20 protein-coding genes are annotated in these 18,163 nt (G+C 70.8%); 12 read left to right on the forward strand and 8 right to left on the reverse strand.

Going from position 1 to position 18,163, the window contains the following annotated elements; translation table 11 throughout:
- Window positions 1-24 precede the first annotated feature (24 nt).
- The 7 genes from F6J84_RS05630 (at window position 25) to F6J84_RS05660 (ending at window position 6,103) form a co-directional block, all read left to right on the forward strand.
- Window positions 25-741, forward strand: a complete 717-nt coding sequence (locus F6J84_RS05630; protein ID WP_150972082.1) for an AzlC family ABC transporter permease — start codon at window positions 25-27, stop codon at window positions 739-741.
- Complete coding sequence (locus F6J84_RS05635; RefSeq protein WP_150892130.1) at window positions 738-1,052, forward strand: AzlD domain-containing protein; 315 nt, start codon at window positions 738-740, stop codon at window positions 1,050-1,052. The genes F6J84_RS05630 and F6J84_RS05635 overlap by 4 nt, the downstream gene beginning before the upstream one ends.
- 22 nt (window positions 1,053-1,074) lie before the next feature.
- Complete coding sequence (locus tag F6J84_RS05640; protein WP_150972085.1) at window positions 1,075-1,461, forward strand: DUF6113 family protein; 387 nt, start codon at window positions 1,075-1,077, stop codon at window positions 1,459-1,461.
- A gap of 9 nt (window positions 1,462-1,470) precedes the next feature.
- Window positions 1,471-1,791 carry a ferredoxin gene (gene fdxA, locus F6J84_RS05645; RefSeq protein ID WP_150892132.1) on the forward strand — a complete coding sequence of 107 codons (321 nt, stop codon included), beginning with the start codon at window positions 1,471-1,473 and terminating at the stop codon, window positions 1,789-1,791.
- 12 nt (window positions 1,792-1,803) lie between these two features.
- Entirely contained in the window at window positions 1,804-2,913 is a 1,110-nt protein-coding gene (gene dapC / locus F6J84_RS05650; protein WP_150972088.1) for a succinyldiaminopimelate transaminase, read from the forward strand.
- A gap of 155 nt (window positions 2,914-3,068) precedes the next feature.
- Entirely contained in the window at window positions 3,069-4,367 is a 1,299-nt protein-coding gene (locus F6J84_RS05655; protein ID WP_150972090.1) for a citrate synthase, read from the forward strand.
- Window positions 4,368-4,501: 134 nt separating this feature from the next.
- Entirely contained in the window at window positions 4,502-6,103 is a 1,602-nt protein-coding gene (locus tag F6J84_RS05660) for an L-lactate permease (protein WP_150972092.1), read from the forward strand.
- Window positions 6,104-6,163: 60 nt separating this feature from the next.
- Here the strand turns inward: F6J84_RS05660 and ppk2 are convergent, their stop codons facing one another.
- Together ppk2 and dapD are read right to left on the reverse strand one after the other, a co-directional pair.
- On the reverse strand, window positions 6,164-6,955 hold the full coding sequence (ppk2, locus tag F6J84_RS05665; RefSeq protein ID WP_150972094.1) for a polyphosphate kinase 2: 792 nt from the start codon (window positions 6,953-6,955) through the stop codon (window positions 6,164-6,166).
- A complete protein-coding gene (dapD, locus tag F6J84_RS05670) occupies window positions 6,952-7,902 on the reverse strand; it encodes a 2,3,4,5-tetrahydropyridine-2,6-dicarboxylate N-succinyltransferase (protein WP_150972097.1) in 951 nt (316 codons plus the stop codon). Before dapD ends, ppk2 begins: the two co-directional genes overlap by 4 nt.
- Before the next feature lie 60 nt (window positions 7,903-7,962).
- Here dapD and dapE point away from each other — a divergent pair, with 60 nt between their 5' ends.
- The 3 genes from dapE (at window position 7,963) to F6J84_RS05685 (ending at window position 10,508) form a co-directional block, all read left to right on the forward strand.
- Window positions 7,963-9,036, forward strand: coding sequence for a succinyl-diaminopimelate desuccinylase (dapE, locus tag F6J84_RS05675; protein WP_150972099.1), 1,074 nt, complete (start codon window positions 7,963-7,965; stop codon window positions 9,034-9,036).
- Window positions 9,021-10,235 (forward strand): hypothetical protein, encoded by a 1,215-nt coding sequence (locus F6J84_RS05680; protein ID WP_238702608.1) that lies wholly within the window; start codon window positions 9,021-9,023, stop codon window positions 10,233-10,235. Before dapE ends, F6J84_RS05680 begins: the two co-directional genes overlap by 16 nt.
- 102 nt (window positions 10,236-10,337) lie before the next feature.
- Window positions 10,338-10,508 (forward strand): DUF3117 domain-containing protein, encoded by a 171-nt coding sequence (locus tag F6J84_RS05685; protein WP_150892139.1) that lies wholly within the window; start codon window positions 10,338-10,340, stop codon window positions 10,506-10,508.
- A gap of 59 nt (window positions 10,509-10,567) precedes the next feature.
- Here F6J84_RS05685 and F6J84_RS05690 read toward each other — a convergent pair whose 3' ends face one another.
- On the reverse strand, window positions 10,568-11,209 hold the full coding sequence (locus tag F6J84_RS05690; protein ID WP_150972101.1) for an O-methyltransferase: 642 nt from the start codon (window positions 11,207-11,209) through the stop codon (window positions 10,568-10,570).
- Between the two features lie 70 nt (window positions 11,210-11,279).
- Between F6J84_RS05690 and F6J84_RS05695 the strand changes: the two genes are divergently transcribed.
- A complete protein-coding gene (locus F6J84_RS05695) occupies window positions 11,280-11,660 on the forward strand; it encodes a twin-arginine translocase TatA/TatE family subunit (protein ID WP_150892141.1) in 381 nt (126 codons plus the stop codon).
- A gap of 123 nt (window positions 11,661-11,783) precedes the next feature.
- Here the strand turns inward: F6J84_RS05695 and F6J84_RS05700 are convergent, their stop codons facing one another.
- From F6J84_RS05700 to F6J84_RS05710, 3 genes are read right to left on the reverse strand one after another with little or no spacing between them, the layout of a single operon-like run.
- Window positions 11,784-12,938: an Mrp/NBP35 family ATP-binding protein gene (locus F6J84_RS05700; RefSeq protein WP_150972104.1), complete on the reverse strand. Its 1,155-nt coding sequence runs from the start codon at window positions 12,936-12,938 to the stop codon at window positions 11,784-11,786.
- Window positions 12,922-13,524 carry a DUF1003 domain-containing protein gene (locus F6J84_RS05705; protein ID WP_150972106.1) on the reverse strand — a complete coding sequence of 201 codons (603 nt, stop codon included), beginning with the start codon at window positions 13,522-13,524 and terminating at the stop codon, window positions 12,922-12,924. Before F6J84_RS05705 ends, F6J84_RS05700 begins: the two co-directional genes overlap by 17 nt.
- On the reverse strand, window positions 13,524-14,792 hold the full coding sequence (locus F6J84_RS05710; RefSeq protein ID WP_150892144.1) for a magnesium transporter MgtE N-terminal domain-containing protein: 1,269 nt from the start codon (window positions 14,790-14,792) through the stop codon (window positions 13,524-13,526). The genes F6J84_RS05705 and F6J84_RS05710 overlap by 1 nt, the downstream gene beginning before the upstream one ends.
- 72 nt (window positions 14,793-14,864) lie before the next feature.
- On the opposite strand from F6J84_RS05710, the gene F6J84_RS05715 reads away from it, so the two are divergent.
- Window positions 14,865-15,566, forward strand: a complete 702-nt coding sequence (locus F6J84_RS05715; RefSeq protein ID WP_191905764.1) for a YflT domain-containing protein — start codon at window positions 14,865-14,867, stop codon at window positions 15,564-15,566.
- Between the two features lie 48 nt (window positions 15,567-15,614).
- Here the strand turns inward: F6J84_RS05715 and F6J84_RS05720 are convergent, their stop codons facing one another.
- Window positions 15,615-17,036, reverse strand: a complete 1,422-nt coding sequence (locus F6J84_RS05720) for an aminopeptidase P family protein (RefSeq protein ID WP_150972107.1) — start codon at window positions 17,034-17,036, stop codon at window positions 15,615-15,617.
- 34 nt (window positions 17,037-17,070) lie between these two features.
- Window positions 17,071-18,090 (reverse strand): endonuclease/exonuclease/phosphatase family protein, encoded by a 1,020-nt coding sequence (locus F6J84_RS05725; RefSeq protein WP_150972109.1) that lies wholly within the window; start codon window positions 18,088-18,090, stop codon window positions 17,071-17,073.
- Window positions 18,091-18,163: the final 73 nt, after the last annotated feature.

Below are 18,163 nucleotides of genomic sequence, written 5' to 3' on the forward strand. Positions count from 1 at the left end.
GGCGGATCGCTATATCCTCGGAGGATGGGACGCGGGCCGGATCCGGAGCACCGGCGTGCCGTCCGTCAGGGGCTGGCCGTGGCGCTCGCGACCAGTGCCTACGGCATCTCCTTCGGCGCACTCGGCGTCGCCTCGGGCCTGGACATCTGGCAGACCTGCGTGCTGAGTCTGCTGATGTTCACCGGTGGCTCCCAGTTCGCGTTCGTCGGGGTGATCGCCTCCGGGGGACTCGCCGCTGCGCCCGCGGCGATCGCCTCGGCGGCGCTCCTCGGCGTGCGCAACGTCGCCTACGGCATGCGGATGTCGCCCGTGGTCGGCGGCGGTTTCCGGCGCAAGGCCGCGGCGGCCATGTTCACGATCGATGAGTCGACTGCCGTGGCGCTCGCGCAGCCCACGCCACGGTCCCGGGCGTGGGGGTTCTGGGTCACCGGTATCGGCATCTACGTGGGGTGGAACCTCTCGACGCTGCTCGGTGCGCTCCTCGGCGACGTCCTCGGGGACCCGCGCGCCTACGGGCTGGATGCCGCGGCGGCCGCCGCCTTCCTCGCCCTCCTGTGGCCGCGGCTGCGCGGACGCCAGGCGATCGCCGTGGGGGTGGCCGCGGCGGTCGTGGCGACCGTGCTGACGCCCGCCCTGATGCCGGGGCTGCCCGTCCTCATCGCGGCGCTGGTGGCGATCGTGGTGGGCTGGTTCAACTGGCTCGGACGGCGCGACGCCGTATCGGGTGGGGGAGCCGCATGACGCTCTGGACGGCCGTCCTCCTGGCCGCCATCGTGTGCGTCGCGCTGAAGACGGTGGGCTACCTGCTGCCGGCGTCGCTCCTGTCCGCACCGCGACCGGCGCGGATCTCCGATCTCCTGACGGTGGCGCTGCTGGGCGCGCTCGTCGCCGTCCAGGCGCTCGGCGTCGGTCAGGCGGTCACCGTCGACGCCCGCGTGCCGGCCCTCCTCGCCGCCGGGGTGCTGCTCGCCCTCCGGGCCCCTTTCCTCGTCGTGGTGGTCGCCGCCGCCCTGGTCGCGGCGCTCCTGCGGCTGCTCGGATGGGCTGCATGAGATGACCGCGTAGAATCCGCTGGTGGGTTCCCGTTCCTCCCGTCTCGCAGCCTGGGCCATCGCCCTCGTCGTCGGCCTCGTCTACGGCGCGGCCGGTTCGCTCGCGCACGCCTCCTTCCTCGGCGTGGTGCCCGTCGGGCTGATCCTGGGCGTCATCGGCGCGGGCGCACTGGTGATCGCACTCCGGCTGCTCACCGGTGACCGCTGGGCCGCCCTCGCCGGAGGCGGCGGCATCATGCTGGCCACGTACTTCTTCTCCCTGCCGTCCCCGGGCGGGTCCGTGCTGTTCACGGTGGCCAACGAGGGCCTCGCCCTGACCTGGATGGCGAGCGCCCCCGTGCTCACCGCGCTCGTGGTGGCGTGGCCGGACCTGAGCGGTGTACGCCGAGCCCGTTCCGAGTCGAACTAGACTGTTGCCGTGACGTATGTGATCGCTCTTCCGTGCGTCGATGTCAAGGATCGCGCCTGCATCGATGAGTGCCCCGTCGACTGCATCTACGAGGGGGAACGCTCCCTCTACATCCACCCCGACGAGTGCGTCGACTGCGGTGCATGCGAACCGGTGTGCCCGGTCGAGGCGATCTACTACGAGGACGACCTGCCGGACGAATGGCAGGACTACTACAAGGCCAACGTCGAGTTCTTCGACGACGTGGGCTCGCCCGGTGGGGCGGCGAAGGTGGGTGTGATCCACAAGGATCACCCGCTCATCGCGGCACTCCCGCCGCAGGGCGAATGAGCATCCGCTGAGATGGGTGTCGCAGACCTCGCCGAGTATCCCTGGGACGCCGTCGCCCCGTACGCGGAGACCGCCCGGTCCCACCCCGACGGCATCGTCGACCTCTCGATCGGTTCGCCCGTCGACCCGACTCCGCCCCTGATCGCGGCGGCCCTCGCGGCCGCGACGGACGCGCACGCCTATCCGGCGACCCTCGGCACCCCGCCGCTCCGAGAGGCGATCGTCGACTGGTTCTCGCGCAGACGGGGGGTCACCGGTCTGAGCCCCGCCCACGTGCTGCCGACGATCGGTTCCAAGGAACTGGTGGCCCTGCTGCCGCTCCTGCTGGGTCTCGGGCCGGGCGACGTCGTGGTTCATCCGCGTGCGGCGTATCCCACGTACGAGGTCGGTGCGCGTCTCGTCGACGCCACCCCCGTCGCGGCGGACGACCCGGAGGACTGGCCGGAGGGGACCCGTCTGGTCTGGATCAACTCCCCGGGCAACCCGGACGGACGCGTGTGGGATGTGCCGGAACTGCGACGCGCCCGCGAACGGGCACGTCAGCTCGGTGCGGTGCTCGTCGGGGACGAGTGCTATGCGGAACTCGGCTGGGAGGCTCCGTGGGACGCGCGTCCCATCCCGTCCGTGCTCGACCCGGCCGTCACCGGGGGCGACCCGGCGGGAGTGCTCTCGGTGTACTCGCTGAGCAAGCAGTCGAACCTCGCCGGTTACCGCGCCGCCTTCCTCGCCGGTGATCGGGACATCGTGGCGCGGCTGCTGACGGCCCGCAAACACCTCGGGCTGATGCTGCCGGCGCCCGTGCAGGCAGCCATGACGGCGGCACTCGGAGACGACCGGCACGTGCAGGAGCAGAAGGAACGGTACGCGCGCCGCCGTGCTGTCCTCCGCCCGGCCGTGGAGGCCTACGGGTTCCGCATCGACCGCAGCGAGGCCGGACTGTACCTCTGGGCCACCCGCGACGAGGATGCGTGGACGAGCGTCGCGCGCCTGGCGGAGCTGGGCATCCTGTCCGGTCCCGGCCACTTCTACGGACCGTTCCACACGCGGCACATCCGCCTGTCGCTGACCGCGAGCGACGAGCGCATCGCCGCAGCGGCAGTGCGACTGCGGACCGCTTCGTAGGATATCTCCACTCGAATTCGGCTTCCTTTAGCGGCGACCACTGTAGGCCCCGGCCGCCGCTAGGCTGTATTCGACCGGTGATGCTGATCAGGCGCGCCGGAAGGACCGCCATCGGCGGTCGGAACCCCGACGATTATCGATCGCAAGGAGGCGCCGTGAGCGATGCCGGCTCGCCGCAGGACAAAGCAACTCTGACCGTCGGGGATCGCACAGCCGAATTCGCTGTGCTCCGCGCCACGGACGGCGCTCCTGCCATCGACATCTCTTCGCTGACCAGACAGACCGGTCACACCTCGCTGGACTACGGCTTCGTCAACACGGCCGCCACCAAGTCCGCGATCACGTACATCGACGGCGACCAGGGCATCCTGCGCTACCGCGGCTACCCGATCGAGCAGCTCGCCAAGAACTCGACCTACCTCGAGATCGCCTGGCTCCTGATCTACGGCGAACTGCCGAGCGCATCGGAGCTCGCCGACTTCGACACCCGCATCCGCCGGCACACCCTGCTGCACGAGGACCTCAAGCGCTTCTTCTCCGCGCTGCCGCACACCGCCCACCCGATGTCGGTGCTGTCGGCGGCCACCGCGGCGCTCTCGACCTATTACGAGTCGCACTCGGACCCGCACAACCCCGAGCACGTCGAGCTCAACACCATCCGGATGCTGGCGAAGCTGCCCGTCATCGCGGCCTACGCGCACAAGAAGAGCGTCGGTCAGGCGTTCCTCTACCCGGACAACTCCCTGAGCTTCGTCGACAACTTCCTGAAGCTCAACTTCGGCGTGCTCAGCGAGGAGTACGAGATCAGCCCGGTCATGTCCCGTGCCCTCGAGCGTCTGCTCATCCTGCACGAGGACCACGAGCAGAACGCGTCCACCTCGACCGTGCGTCTGGTCGGCTCGACCGGCGCCAACCTGTTCTCCTCCATCTCCGCCGGCATCAACGCCCTCTCCGGCCCCCTGCACGGCGGTGCGAACGAGGCCGTGCTGGAGATGCTCGGTCGCATGCGGGACTCCGGCGAGAGCGTGCAGCGCTTCGTCGAGCGCGTGAAGAACAAGGAAGACGGCGTGAAGCTCATGGGCTTCGGGCACCGCGTCTACAAGAACTACGACCCGCGCGCCAAGCTCGTCAAGGAGTCCGCGGACGAGGTGCTCGCCGAGCTCGGCGTGAGCGACCCGCTCCTCGACCTGGCGAAGGAGCTCGAGGAGATCGCGCTCAACGACGATTACTTCAAGGAGCGTCGTCTCTACCCGAACGTCGACTTCTACACCGGCGTGATCTACAAGGCCATGGGCTTCCCGACGCGGATGTTCACCGTGCTGTTCGCGATCGGCCGTCTGCCCGGCTGGCTGGCGCACTGGCGCGAGATGAACACCGACCCGCAGACGAAGATCGGCCGCCCGCAGCAGCTGTACACGGGCGCTCCGGAGCGCAACTACCCCGGCGCCGGCTGACCACCGCCGCACGACGACGATGAGGGGCCCGGGCACACGCCCGGGCCCCTCATCGTCGTTGTTATCCGGAAGACCCTGTCGCCGGAGCCGCTCGTCCCCTAACGTGTGAGGGCCGACTGGCGAGGGGAGACCGGATGTGGATCCAGACCACCGACCCGCTGGGTAACGGACTGTTGTCGGCGCTGACCGCCGCCGTCCCGATCCTGGTCTTCCTGATCGGGCTCGTGGTGCTGAAGCTCAAAGGCATCGTCGCGGCTGCCATCGCGCTGGTGGCGGAGGTGCTGGTCGCGGTGCTCGTCTTCGGGATGCCGGCTCCCGCCGCCGCCGGAGCAGGACTGCTGGGGCTGCTGACCGCGATCTGGCCGATCGCGTACATCATCGTCATGGCCGTGTGGCTCTACCGCCTGGCCGTCGTGAGCGGCCGCTTCGCCGTCATCCGCGCGTCGATCGGCGGCATCTCCTCGGACCAGCGCATCCAGGTGCTGCTGATCAGCTTCTCCTTCGGCGCCTTCCTCGAGGGGGCGGCCGGGTTCGGCGTGCCGATCGCCATCTGTGCGGCTCTGCTGGTCCAACTGGGGTTCCGTCCGGTCAAGGCGGCGATGCTCTCACTGGTGGCGAACGCGGGAGCGGGGGCGTACGGGGCGATCGGCATCCCGGTGATCGTCGGGGCGCAGGTGACCGGCATCGACGTCTCCGAGCTCTCCCGGGCGCTCGTGGTGCTGCTGCAGCCGTTGACGCTGCTGATCCCCTTCCTCCTGGTGCTGATCCTCGACGGATGGCGGGGGTTGCGCGAGACGTGGCCGGCCACCCTGGTCGTCACGGTGGTCTTCAGCGGGATCCAGGCCGGTGTGCTCTGGTTCCTCGGACCGGAACTGGCCGACGTCGGCGCGGGCCTCGGGGCGATGGTCGCGGTGTTCCTGCTGGGACGGGTGTGGCAGCCCCGCCGTATCTTCCGCGAGGACGGGGCGGAGGCGCCGGTCGTCGAGCGCCATTCGCTGGGCGCGATCGTGTCGGCCTGGAGCCCGTTCTACATCCTGACCGCGTTCATCCTGATCTGGTCGATCCCCGCGTTCAAGGAGCTGTTCACCACGGGGCCACTCTCCGGCACGGTCTTCACCTGGCCCATTCCCGGACTCGCGGGGGAGGTCGGCTACGAGAACGGTGACGTGGTCAGCGCCGCGTTCAGCCTCACACCGCTGAACGCGACCGGCACGGCCATCCTCCTGGCGGTGATCGTGTCGTTCCTGACGACGTCCGCCCTGCACCTGCGCGACCTGTTCCACGAACTGTGGCGCACACTCGCCGAGCTGTGGCAGGCGCTCGTGCTCATCGCGCTGATCCTCATGCTCGCGAACATCGCGAACTACTCCGGGGGCTCCGCCTCGATGGGCGCGGCCCTGGCCGCGACCGGTCCGGTCTTCCCGCTGCTCGCGCCCATCATCGGCTGGATCGGCGTGTTCCTCACCGGCTCCGTCGTGAACAACAACACCCTGTTCGGCCCGCTCCAGGTGGCGACGGCCGAGCGCATCGGCGTCGACCCGGCTCTGCTCGTGGCCGGGAACACCGCCGGCGGCACCACGGCCAAGGTCGTCTCGCCCCAGTCCATCGCGATCGCCGCCGGCGCGGTCGGACTCGCCGGGCGCGAGGGGGAGATCCTCCGTTCGGCGATCGGCTACAGCCTGGGCATGCTGGCGTTCATCTGCGCCTGGAGCTTCCTGCTGGCGCTGCTGTTCTGAACCGCCGCCGCGGCGCACCCGCGGCGCACCCGCGGCGCACCCGCGGCGGACGCGACCCGGTCAGAGACCGGCGACGTGATCCGGCACGAGGCCGTCGTCGTCGCGCGGAGGACGCGTGTACCCGCCGGAGGCGGGGCGGGACGGGATCTCGATGTCCTCCCTGGACACGGGCTCCCAGGGGATGCGGTCCAGGAGATGGTGGATCATGTTGATCCGCCCGCGGCGCTTGTCCTCGTTGTCCACCTCGTACCACGGGGCCTCCGGGATGTCCGTGTGCAGGATCATCGCGTCCTTCGCGCGGGAGTAGTCCTCCCATTTGGTGATGGAGAGCACGTCGTTCGGGCTGAGCTTCCACCGCCGCATGGGGTCCTCGGCACGGGACTGGAATCGCTTCTCCTGCTCCACGTCGGAGACCGAGAACCAGTACTTCAGCAGGATGATGCCCTCTTCCACCAGCATCCGCTCGAAGATCGGCGCCTGATGCAGGAACCGGTGGTACTGATCCGGGGTGCAGTAGCCCATGACGTGCTCGACCCCTGCCCGGTTGTACCAGGACCGGTCCATCAGGACGATCTCCCCTGCGGCGGGGAGGTGCGCGATGTAGCGCTGGAAGTACCACTGGGTGCGTTCGCGCTCCGTCGGAGTGGGGAGGGCGACGATGCGCGTGACCCGGGGGTTCAGGTACTCGGAGACGCGCTTGATCGTCGATCCCTTGCCGGCGGCGTCCCTGCCCTCGAAGATCACCACGATGCGGGCGCCGGTCGCCTGCACCCAGGCCTGCATGTCGACGAGCTGTGCCTGCAGCCGTGCCAGTTCGGCCTCGTAGCGCTTCTTGGGCAGGGATGCACTCATGCGTGCAGCGCCTCGTTGAGGGTGACGCCGACTCCCGAGCGGCCGACCGCCTCGACGGCGCCGGAGAGCGAGTTCCGCCGGAACAGCACCCCGTCCCGGCCGGAGAGCGCGGCCCCCTTGACGACCGGACGCGTCCCGTCGGCGGTGGGGGCCTCATCGGCCAGGACCACCTTCGTCCCCGCCGTGACGTACAGCCCGGCCTCGACGACGCAGTCGTCACCGAGGGAGATGCCGATCCCCGCGTTCGCGCCCAGCAGCGTGCGGGCTCCGATGGAGACCCGGTGGCTCCCGCCGCCGGAGAGGGTGCCCATGATGGACGCCCCGCCGCCGATGTCGCTGCCGTCACCGACCACCACGCCCTGGGAGATGCGGCCCTCCACCATGGATGCTCCGAGCGTCCCGGCGTTGAAGTTCACGAAGCCCTCGTGCATCACGGTGGTGCCGGGGGAGAGGTACGCGCCCAGGCGCACCCGCGAGGCATCCGCGATCCGCACGCCCTGGGGGGTCACGTAATCGAGCAGGCGGGGGAACTTGTCCAGGCTCTGCACCTGGATTCCGGCCTGCGCCAGCCAGGGGCGCAGGGTGACGGCGTCGTCGGGGTGCACCGGGCCGGCATTGGTCCAGGCGACGTTCGGCAGATGCCCGAAGATGCCGTCCAGGTTCACCTCGTTCGGCCGGACGAGGCGGTGCGACAGGGCGTGCAACCGCAGGTACGCGTCGGAGGTGGACACGGGTGCCGCGTCGAGGTCGATCCGCAGCGCCACGATCTCGCGGGTCACCCGGCGGCGGCCGTCCGGCCCGACCAGCGGCTGCAGGTCCTCCCGCACCGTGCTGTCCGCGGCCTCATCCGCCTCACCCAGACGGGGCGAGGGGAACCAGGTGTCGAGCACCGTCCCGTTCGCGCTCGTCGCCAGACCGATACCCCATACAGAACGCAGTTCACTCACGCGTCCAGGCTAGCGGTCGCGGTCATCCGGCCGCTGCGCGCACCTCGGTAGAGTGGGGGCATGACCGAGCTCGACCTCTCCCTGGGCTCCGTCGAGCTCACCCGGGCACTCTGCGACATCCCGAGCGTCTCCGGAGAGGAGACCACCCTCGCCGACGCGATCATGGCGTCGGTCGGTGCTCTGCCGCATCTGGAGGTCTACCGCGACGGCGACACCATCGTGGCCCGCACGCAGCTGGACCGCCCGCAGCGCGTCGTCATCGCCGGGCACATCGACACCGTGCCGATCAACGCGAACGTCCCCAGCCGCTTCGTGGACGTCGACGGGGTGCCGACCCTCTGGGGGCGCGGCACGGTGGACATGAAGGGCGGCGTGGCCGTCCAGCTCAAGCTCGCCGCAGAGCTCACCGACCCTCGCGTGGACGTGACCTGGATGTGGTACGACCACGAAGAGGTGGATGCCGAGCTGAACGGCCTCACCCGTCTCGCCCGCACCCGTCCCGACCTGTTCGCCGGTGACTTCGCCATCCTCGGCGAGCCGTCCAACGGCCAGGTCGAGGGAGGGTGCAACGGGAACCTGCGTGCCGTCGTCCGCACCCGCGGCGTCCGTGCGCACAGTGCCCGCGCATGGATCGGGGAGAACGCGATCCACGCCGCGGCGCCCATCCTCGCCCGACTCTCCGAGTACCGGCCGCGAACGATCGAGGTCGAGGGCCTGGCCTACCGGGAAGGCCTCAACGCGGTCCGGGTCAGCGGCGGGATCGCCGGCAACGTCATCCCCGATCTGTGCGAGGTCGAGGTCAACTACCGTTTCGCGCCGAGCCGCACCGTGGCCGAGGCGGAGTCCCACGTGCGGGACGTGTTCGCCGGTTTCGAGCTCGACGTCGTCGACCGCGCCTCCGGTGCGCGTCCCGGCCTCGACGCGCCGCTGGCGCAGGAGTTCCTCGCCGCCGTCGGAGCCGAACCCCGGCCGAAGTACGGTTGGACGGATGTGGCCCGGTTCTCCGAGATGGGGGTGCCCGCGGTGAACTACGGTCCGGGGGATCCGAGCCTCGCCCACCACGACGAGGAGCGCGTGCCGCTCGCCCAGATCGAGGACGTCGAGCGCGGACTCCGGGCGTGGCTGAGCAGCTGACACCGCCGCACCGCACGGGGTGGCAGGGCCTTCCCGCGGCCGCCCGCATCGGCATCCTGTACCTCGCCGCCCGCATCGTCACGACCGGATTCTTCCTCGCGGCGGCCGGGATCTCCGGGCCGGGGTCCCGCTTCGGCCCGGAGGCCACCATCGGCGATCTCGCGATGGGCTGGGACGCGGCGTGGTACTGGCTCGTGGCCGAGGCGGGCTATCCCGCGGAGCTGCCGCGGGAGGCGGGTCTCGTCGTGGAGAACGCCTGGGCGTTCATGCCGGTCTACCCGTACCTGGCGGCTGCGCTGGGGACCGTGCTGGGCAGCTGGCCGGCGGCGGCGGTGACGATCTCGGTGGTCGCCGGCTACGGCGCGAGCCTCGTGCTCTACCGGATGCTGCGCCTCCGACTGGACCGCGGCGCGGCGACGTGGGCGGTCGTCTTCTTCGCCGCGGGTCCCCTCGCCGCACTCTTCCAGGTGGGGTACGCGGAATCACTCTTCCTGTTCTGGCTGTTCCTGGCGCTCCTGCAGGTGATGCGGCGGCGCTACCTGTGGCTCTACCTGCTGATCCCCGTGATGGGCTTCACCCGACCCGGCATCCTGGCGTTCTCCCTGTTCCTCGCGCTGTACGGCATCTGGCGCTGGTTCCGGCGCCGCACGGAGGCACTGCCGGCGCGGGAGGTGGTCCACATCGTCCTGCTGGGGCTGCTCGCCGCCGCGGTCGGATTCTCCTGGCAGGTGATCGCCGCGGTCGTCACGGGCGAGCCGGGCGCGTACCTCGAGACGGAACTGTCTTGGCGGCGCATCTGGCTGCCGGGATCGGATGCGCACTTCCTGCCGTTCGACGGATTCCTGGTCGGCACGCGGTTCTGGGCCGATGTGCTGGGGTGGCCGCATCTCCTCGGCTACGCCGCGCTCGCCCTGCTCCTGATCGCGGTGGCGGCCGCCCTGTGGCTGCCGCAGGTGCGTCGGCTCGGCGTGGAGATCCGGCTGTGGTCGGTCGCCTACCTCGTATACCTCCTGGCCGTCTTCTTCCCGCAGTCCAGCACGCTGCGGCTGCTGTTCCCGCTCAGTCCGCTGGCCGGCGCGTTCGCCGTCCCGCGCAGCACGATCTGGCGTTTGGTGGTGCTGGCCGGGGCCCTCGGCGCGCAGTGGTGGTGGATCTACAACATGTATGCGCAGGCGAACACGTTCCTGCGTGTGCCGTGACGCGCGATGACGGCGCGAGGGCGTCTGCGCACAGGATGCGTCCAGGATGGCGCTGACCGGGATAAACTTGCCGTCTAAAGACATCGACGAAAGGGAGCCACGATGGCAGCCATGAAGCCGAGAACCGGGGACGGGCCGATGGAGGCTGTGAAGGAGGGGCGCCTCATCATCGTGCGGGTTCCGCTCGAAGGAGGCGGTCGCCTCGTGGTTTCGGTCAACGACGCCGAAGCGAAGGAACTCCACGATGTGCTGAGCGAGGTCGTCGGCGCCTGAGTCGCGACGTCGAAAGCACAGTGATGGCCGGTCCTCTCGAGGAGCCGGCCATCACCGTCTCAGCGTGAGGTGTCGCCGACCGTCGTGAGCTGGAGGAGTCCCTCACCGACGATGGAGAGGGCGCCGATCACGGCAGGGGAGCTCTGGGTCTCCTGGATGAGCGAGCGGTACGAGGTCGTGACCGTGTCGCGGCGCACCGGGTCGGCGACGGCCCCGCCCGCCAGCACTCGGGGGACGAGGACCAGGCCGCCGGGACGCACCAGGCGGAGGCCGTGCTCGACGTACTCGATGACGCCCTCCGGGTCGGCGTCGACGAACACGATGTCGTACGACGCCTCGTTCATGCGCGGGAGGACGTCGGATGCGCGGCCCGTGATGAACCGGGTGCGCGTGGGCGCGACGCGGGCGTCCGTGAAGCCACGGCGTGCCATCGCGAGGTGCTCCGGCTCCTTGTCGATCGTGGTGAGCACGGCACGGGGGGCGCCGTGCAGCAGCCAGAGCCCGGAGACCCCGGCACCGGTGCCGATCTCCACGATGCTCTGCGCGCGGGACGCCGCGGCGAGCACCGCCACCTGGGCTCCCACGGGTGCGCTGATGGGGTCCGCGCCCAGCTCGAGGGCGTGTGTGCGTGCGCGGGAGATCCAATCGGGTTCGATGATGGCCTCGTGGGCGAACCTGTCGCTCGCGTCGTGTCCGGGCATGCTTCCTCCGCAGCCAGCCTACGTGCGCCGGCGGCGAGGAACCGGCAGGCGCGGCGGGTAATCTGAAGGCATGTTCTTCGGGCTCACGATCGAGAAGCTGCTGCTGATCGGCGTGATCGCCGCCTTCCTCATCGGTCCCGAGCGGTTGCCCGGCTACGCGGAGTCGCTCGCGCGGTTCGCAGGGCGTGCGCGCGACTTCCTCCGCGGAGCGAAGACCAGGGTGCAGGACGAGATGGGCCCCGACTTCGACGACGTCGACTGGCGCAAACTCGACCCCCGGCAGTACGACCCCCGCCGCATCATCCGGGAGGCGCTGCTGGACGACCCGCCCACCGCGACCGTCCGCGCCGCGGGTGTGGCCGCAGCGGTCGCCCCGGCCGCCGCTCCGAAGCCGCCGCGCCACGACGCGGCGTCGGGGGAGGAACCGCCCTACGACGACGAGGCGACCTGAGCCGCGGCTCCGCCGGACACGTTCCCGCGGGCGCCCGGCGCGCGTTCTGAGCGCCCGCCGCGAACTTCGCAGGATCGCGCGAACGCGGCACGGGCTCCGCGCGCGTTCGAGGTGCGGGCGCGCTCAGCGCACCCCGAAGGGCAGCGACCGTCCGGCCAGCCGCGGGCCGGACGACACGAGGGCCGTCGCGATCGCGTCGATCGCCCGCGCGGCGGGGTCGTCCGGAGTGCCGAGCACCACGGGCAGTCCGGAGTCGCCGCCCGCACGCAGCGCCGGGCTCAGCGGCACGGAACCGAGCAGCGGGACCGGCTCGGCATCCGCCGACAGTGCCCTCGCGACCTCTTCGCCGCCGCCGGAGCCGAACAGATCCAGCACGGTCCCGTCGGGGAGGGTGAGCGGCGCCATGTTCTCCACGACCCCTACGACCCGCTGGCCCGTCTGCCGGGCGACGAGACCGCTGCGCACCGCGACATCGGCCGCCGCCTGCTGAGGGGTGGTGACCACGAGCACGTCGGCGTGCGGGAGCAGCTGACCGATCGAGATGGCGACGTCGCCCGTGCCGGGCGGCATGTCGATGAGGAGGATGTCGAGGTCGCCGAACCACACATCCGTGAGGAACTGCTGCACTGTCCGGTGCAGCATCGGGCCGCGCCAGGCGACGGCCCTGCCCTCGTCCCCCTCCCGCAGGAACATGCCGATCGACACGGTCTTCACGCCGTATGCGACCGGCGGCACGATCAGGTCGTCGATCCGGGTGGGCCGGGTCGTGCGCCCCTCCGCATCCACGAGACCGAGGAGCGCCGGGATGGAGAAGCCGTGCACGTCCGCATCGATCAGACCGACCGACCGTCCGCTCTGCGCCAGGGCGACGGCGAGGTTGGCGGTGAGGGTGGACTTGCCGACTCCGCCCTTCCCGCTCGTGACCGCGATCACCCGCGTCAGGCTGTCTGCGGTGAACGGGATGCCGCGGCTCCGGCCGCCGCGCAGACGCTCGGTGAGCTCCGCCCGCTGCTCCGGGGTCATGACGCCCAGCGCCACCTCGACGGGCGTGCCGCCCGCCACCGTCTCGGCGGCGGCGCGTACCTCCCGCTCGATCCGGTCGGATGCGGGGCACCCGACGATCGTGAGGGCGACGTCGACGCGGATGCCGGCAGGCGTCGCCGTCACGTCGCGGATCATGTCGAGTTCGCCGAGCGGGCGGCGCAGCTCCGGGTCGGAGACGGCGCTCACGGCGGCCCGGACGCGCTCGGCGAGCGGCTGGTCAGCGTTCACGGGCATCCCGTTCGGCCCTCTCCCTGCGGTCCGCACGACGACGACGCTCCTCGCGCTCCGCCGTCAGGTGATCCGGCTCGCCGGCGGCCCGGCCGTCCAGATCCTCCAGGAGCGCCTTCAGCTCGTCGCGGAGCACGTCCCGGGTGACCGCGACGTTCGACGCGTCGGTCATCGCCATGCGCAGCGCGACGATCTCGCGCGCCAGGTACTCGGTGTCCGCCAGATTGCGCTCCGCGCGCTGGCGGTCCTGCTCGATCTGGACGCGGTCGCGGTCGTCCTGGCGGTTCTGCGCCAGCAGGATGAGGGGCGCGGCATAGGACGCCTGGAGCGACAGGACCAGGGTCAGCGCGGTGAAGCCGTTCGAGGCGGCATCGAAGCGGAGATCCGCGGGCATCAGCGTGTTCCACGCCAGCCAGATGATGCAGAACAGGCTGAGGCCGAGGAGGAACCAGGGGGTCCCCATGGCACGGGCGATCGACTCCGTGAACCGGCCGAAGCGGTCCCGGGAGGGCTGGGGGGTGCGGTTCAGCATCCCGGTGCGGCCCCGGGGCGCATCCAGTGAGGGCACGCGCGTCCGGCCGGGCCGCGCCATCACGGGCGGCCTCCGGCGAGCGGGGCGTGCGTTTCCGCGTCGCCCGTACGCCAGTCGTCGGGAAGCAGGTAGTCGAGCACGTCGTCGATACTGACCGCGCCGACGAGGCGGTGGGCGGGGTCGACGACGGGCAGGGAGACGAGGTTGTAGCTGGCCAGTAGGCGCGCGACCTCCTGCGCGGATGCCGTGGCCGGCACGGGCTCGATCGAGTCGTCGATCATCGGGCCGAGGCGTTCGTGCGGCGGATAGCGCAGCATCCGCTGGAAGTGCACGATGCCGAGCAGGCGACCGGTGGGCGTCTCGAACGGGGGGAGCGTCACGAAGACCGCCGCGGCGAGCGCGGGATGCAGCTCATGGCGACGGATGAGCGCGAGCGCCTCGGCGACCGTGTTCTCCGCCGACAGCACGATCGGCTCCGGGGTCATCAGACCACCGGCGGTGTCGGGACCGTACTTCAGGAGGGCACGGACGTCGTCCGCCTCGTCCGGCTCCATGAGGTCCAGCAGCTCCTCGCGCTGGTCCTCGGGGAGCTGGGCCAGCACGTCGGCGGCGTCGTCCGGCTCCATCGCATCCAGGATGTCGGCGGCGCGCTCCTCGCCGAGGGCCTCCAGGATGTGCACCTGCTCCTCCTCCGGCATCTCCTCGAGCGCGTCGGCCAAGCGATCGTCCGAGAGCTCCTCGGCGACTTCGAGCAGGCGCTCGGGCGGGAGATCGAGCAGGGTGTTGGCCAGGTCCGCGGCCTTCAGGTCGGAGTAGCTGGCCACGAGGTGCTCGGCGGACTGCGCCTCACCGGGGGACTGACGTTCATGCACGTCGCTCCAGTAGGCGAAGGTGGTCGGCCCCTTGGCGAAAGGCGACGCGCTCGTCTTCGGCTTGCGCAGGAACAACTGGCCCACGTCCCACTCGCCGAGGCGGTTCCGCTCGATCGCGACGTCCTCGATGACGGCCTGCCCGGACCCGTCGGCGAAGGTGACCTTGCGCCCGATGAGCTCCGCGATGACGCGGACCTCGCCGCCGCGCTGCTGGAAGCGGCGCACGTTGATGAGGCCGGTCGTGATGACCTGACCGGTGTCGACGCTCGTGACGCGTCCGATGGAGACGAACACGTGGCGCCGGCCCGGGATCTCGACCACGAGGCCCACGACCCGCGGGGAGTCGTTGGGGCGGTAGATGACGACCACGTCGCGCACTTTTCCGAGCCGGTCGCCGGCGGGATCGAAGACCGCGCATCCGGCCAGGCGCGCGACGAAGACCCGTTGTGTGCTCACACCCTCCAGCGTAGACCGGGGGGTGCGCCGGGCGCCCGGTCCTGGCGGAGCAGGCCGTGACAAGATAGGTGCATGAGCATGGGGACACCGTTTACCGCCGGCTCCGCCGAGGCGGGGGAGACCGTCGCGTCCTTCCCGAACTACGAGGGCGCGCAGAAAGCGGTCTCGTCCCTGATCGCGGCCGATGTGCCGGCGAAGCAGATCGCGATCGTGGGCCAGGGGCTCCGCTCGATCGAGCGCATCACGGGACGGCTGGGCTACGGTGCGGCGGCCCGTTCCGGAGCCGTGAACGGGCTCGTCCTGGGTGTGCTGTTCGCCTTCATCTTCGTCCTGGGGACCCCGACCGTCGCCATCCAGGCCTTCGTGGGGGTGCTTCTGGTCGGCATGGCGATCGGGATGCTCATGAACATCATCATGTATTCGTTCGTCCGTCGCCGCCGGGACTTCGCCTCGGTCATGCAGGTCGTCGCGGACCACTACGAGGTGCGCGTGACCTCCACCCACCTCGGCAAGGCGCGCGCGGCGCTGGGTGCGGCGCCGATGGCGACCGCCGCACCGGCCGCGCCCACGCCCTTCGCGGGGCAGGGGACGGATGCCGCCACGCCCCGACCCGCACCCCGCTACGGCGAGCGGATCGATCCCGCCGCTCCCGTGCCGCCGAAGCCCGCAGAACCCTCTTCGACGCCGGACGACGAGCGCAAGGACGCCCCGCCCGCTCCGCCCCGGTACGGGGAGCGCATCGACCCCGACCCGGGACACTCCGACCGCTCCTGACCGGTCCCGGCGTGCGCGGGCGAGGCATGCCCCGCCCGCGCCCGTCGGCTACGCGCTCAGGCGTGCCATCCACTCCTCGACCTCGTCGGCGGTGCGCGGGATCGCCGCGGACAGGTTGACCGGACCGTCGGCGGTCATCAGCACGTCGTCCTCGATGCGGACGCCGATGCCGCGCAGTTCCTCGGGAACGGTCATGTCGTCCGCCTGGAAGTACAGCCCGGGTTCGATCGTGAACACCATGCCCGGCTCCAGGACGCCGTCGTAGTACATCTCGCGCCGTGCCTGGGCGCAGTCGTGCACGTCGATCCCGAGGTGATGACTCGTGCCGTGGACCATGTACCGGCGGTGCTGGCCGCCGCGGTCCGCGTCGAGCGCCTCTTCGGCGGTCACCGGCAGCAGCCCCCATTCGGCGACCCGCTTCGCGATCACGGCCATCGCTGCCGCGTGCACCTCACGGAAGAGCACGCCGGGACGTGCAGCCGCGAACGCGGCGTCGGCGGCCTCCCGTACGGTTTCGTAGACGCGGCGCTGCACGTCCGTGAAGCGACCGCTGACCGGGAGCGTGCGCGTGATGTCGGCGGTGTACAGGCTGTCCACCTCGACGCCGGCATCGACCAGGATGAGGTCGCCGGGCAGGACCGCGCCGTCGTTGCGCGTCCAGTGCAGGTAGCAGGCGTGCGGTCCGGATGCGGCGATCGTGTCGTAGCCCTCGCCGTTGCCGTCGCTGCGCGCGCGCAGGTGGAAGACGCCCTCCACCACGCGCTCCCCGCGCGGGTGGGACGTGATCCGGGGGAGTTCGCGCACGATGTCGTCGAAACCGGATGCGGTCACCTCGACGGCGAGCGACAGCTGAGCGATCTCGTACTCGTCCTTGACCAGCCGCAGCTCGGAGACGACCCGGGTCAGCTCGGGGTCCTCGTCGACCGTGCGGTCGGCGTCGGTGTGGCGGAGCGCGTCGATGTGCGCGGTCGCGATGCCGAGGTCCGCCGCGACCGCGGCGAGGGACGGGCGCGGGCCGATCCAGAACTCGCCGACCGTCGCGTCGCCGTAGAACTCGGCCGTCGTGCGGTCGGCGCGTTCGCGGAAGTACAGCATGACGTCATGGCCATCGGACTCCCGAGGCTCGAAGACCAGCACGGCGCCGGGCTCGGCATCCGCGCCCCATCCGGTGAGATGGGCGAACGCCGAGTGGGCCCGGAAGGGGTAGTCGGTGTCGTTGCTGCGCGTCTTCAGCTCGCCGGCCGGGATGAGCAGCCGCGAACCCGGGAACATCGCGGAGAGCGCGGCGCGTCGGCGCGCGGCGAACCCGGCCTGTTCCCGAGGGGCGCCGACGGTCTCCGGGCGCTCGACCCAGCCTTCGGAGATCGTGGCGAGGAATCCCGCCGGGAACGGTTGTCTGCGATTCGAGGGCTGCTCGGTCCCCGGTTCGGGAGCGAGGGTCTCGGGAGAGGTGTCCGCTGATTCTGACATGACCCCAGTCTCCCACCGGGGCCTGGGGAAGGGCTCAGCCGGTGCGCTCGAGCTGCACGATGAGCGGACGGTGGTCGCCGCCGGCCGCGTCGAGGGAACCCAGCACGACGGAACCGGTGGGGGTCCAGTCCGGTGTCGCCAGGACATGGTCGATCGGTGCGCCGGCGAGGGGCGGATAGCTCGTCGGCCACGTGCCCACCGCTCCGTTGCCGGTGAGGACTGCCGCATCCCGGCAGCGTCCGAGGGTGCCGCCGTCGGTGCCGAGCCGGCTCATGTGGTCGATCGTTGCATTGAAGTCGCCCGCCAGGATGATGTTCTCGCCCGCGCACTGGTCCGCCAGCCACTGCAGGTCGTGACGCCAATCCACCATGAAGTCCTCACGGGGCGCGACGGCATGCGCGGCGACGACGATCGGACCGTTCCCGTCGATCGGCATGGCGACGGCGCTCGGCACGGTGGAGGTGTTGCTGGACCCGTCCTGCGACGCGGCCGTGACGGCGTAGCTGCCCAGTGCGGGCGAGATGAGGATGGTGGTGGAATCCGCCGCCCAGCCGTCCGAGCCGTACTCGGTGTGGTGCGCCCACATGGGCTGACCGAGGTCGCGCATGGCGACGGCGACCTGCCCGCCGGTCTCGATCGTCGTCTCCGGGAGCGTGACGATGTCCGCGCCCATCGCGACGGCGGTCTGCGCGATCGTCGCCGGTGACGTGGCGTCCCCCGCGGTGTTCCAGGTCATCACGCGGATGCTGCTCTCGGTCTTCTCCGGCAGCGTCCCGGTCCCGGTTCCCCGCGTCCCGACGACCGCGGCGTTCACCACGACCGCGATCAAGGCGACGGCCGCGAGTGACAGGGCGATCCGCCGGATGGGGCGGATCGCTGCGAACAGCAGCGCGACCAGGAGCAGCGCGCCGAATCCGGCGACGATCAGTCCTCGGAAGGAGATGACCTGGGCCAGGGGATACGTGCGCTCGAGACGGAAGAACTCCGGCCAGGTGACGACCGCCGCACCGATCGCGCAGAGCACGGTCAGCAGGATCCCCAGGAGACGACGCACGATGTCGAGCTTATGCAGGGAGGCTGTGCATCGGCCGACACGATGCCGCGGCGGGGGCGGAGCCGCACGCTAC

Origin of the sequence: Microbacterium caowuchunii (genome assembly GCF_008727755.1) — a bacterium.
GTDB lineage: Bacteria > Actinomycetota > Actinomycetes > Actinomycetales > Microbacteriaceae > Microbacterium > Microbacterium caowuchunii.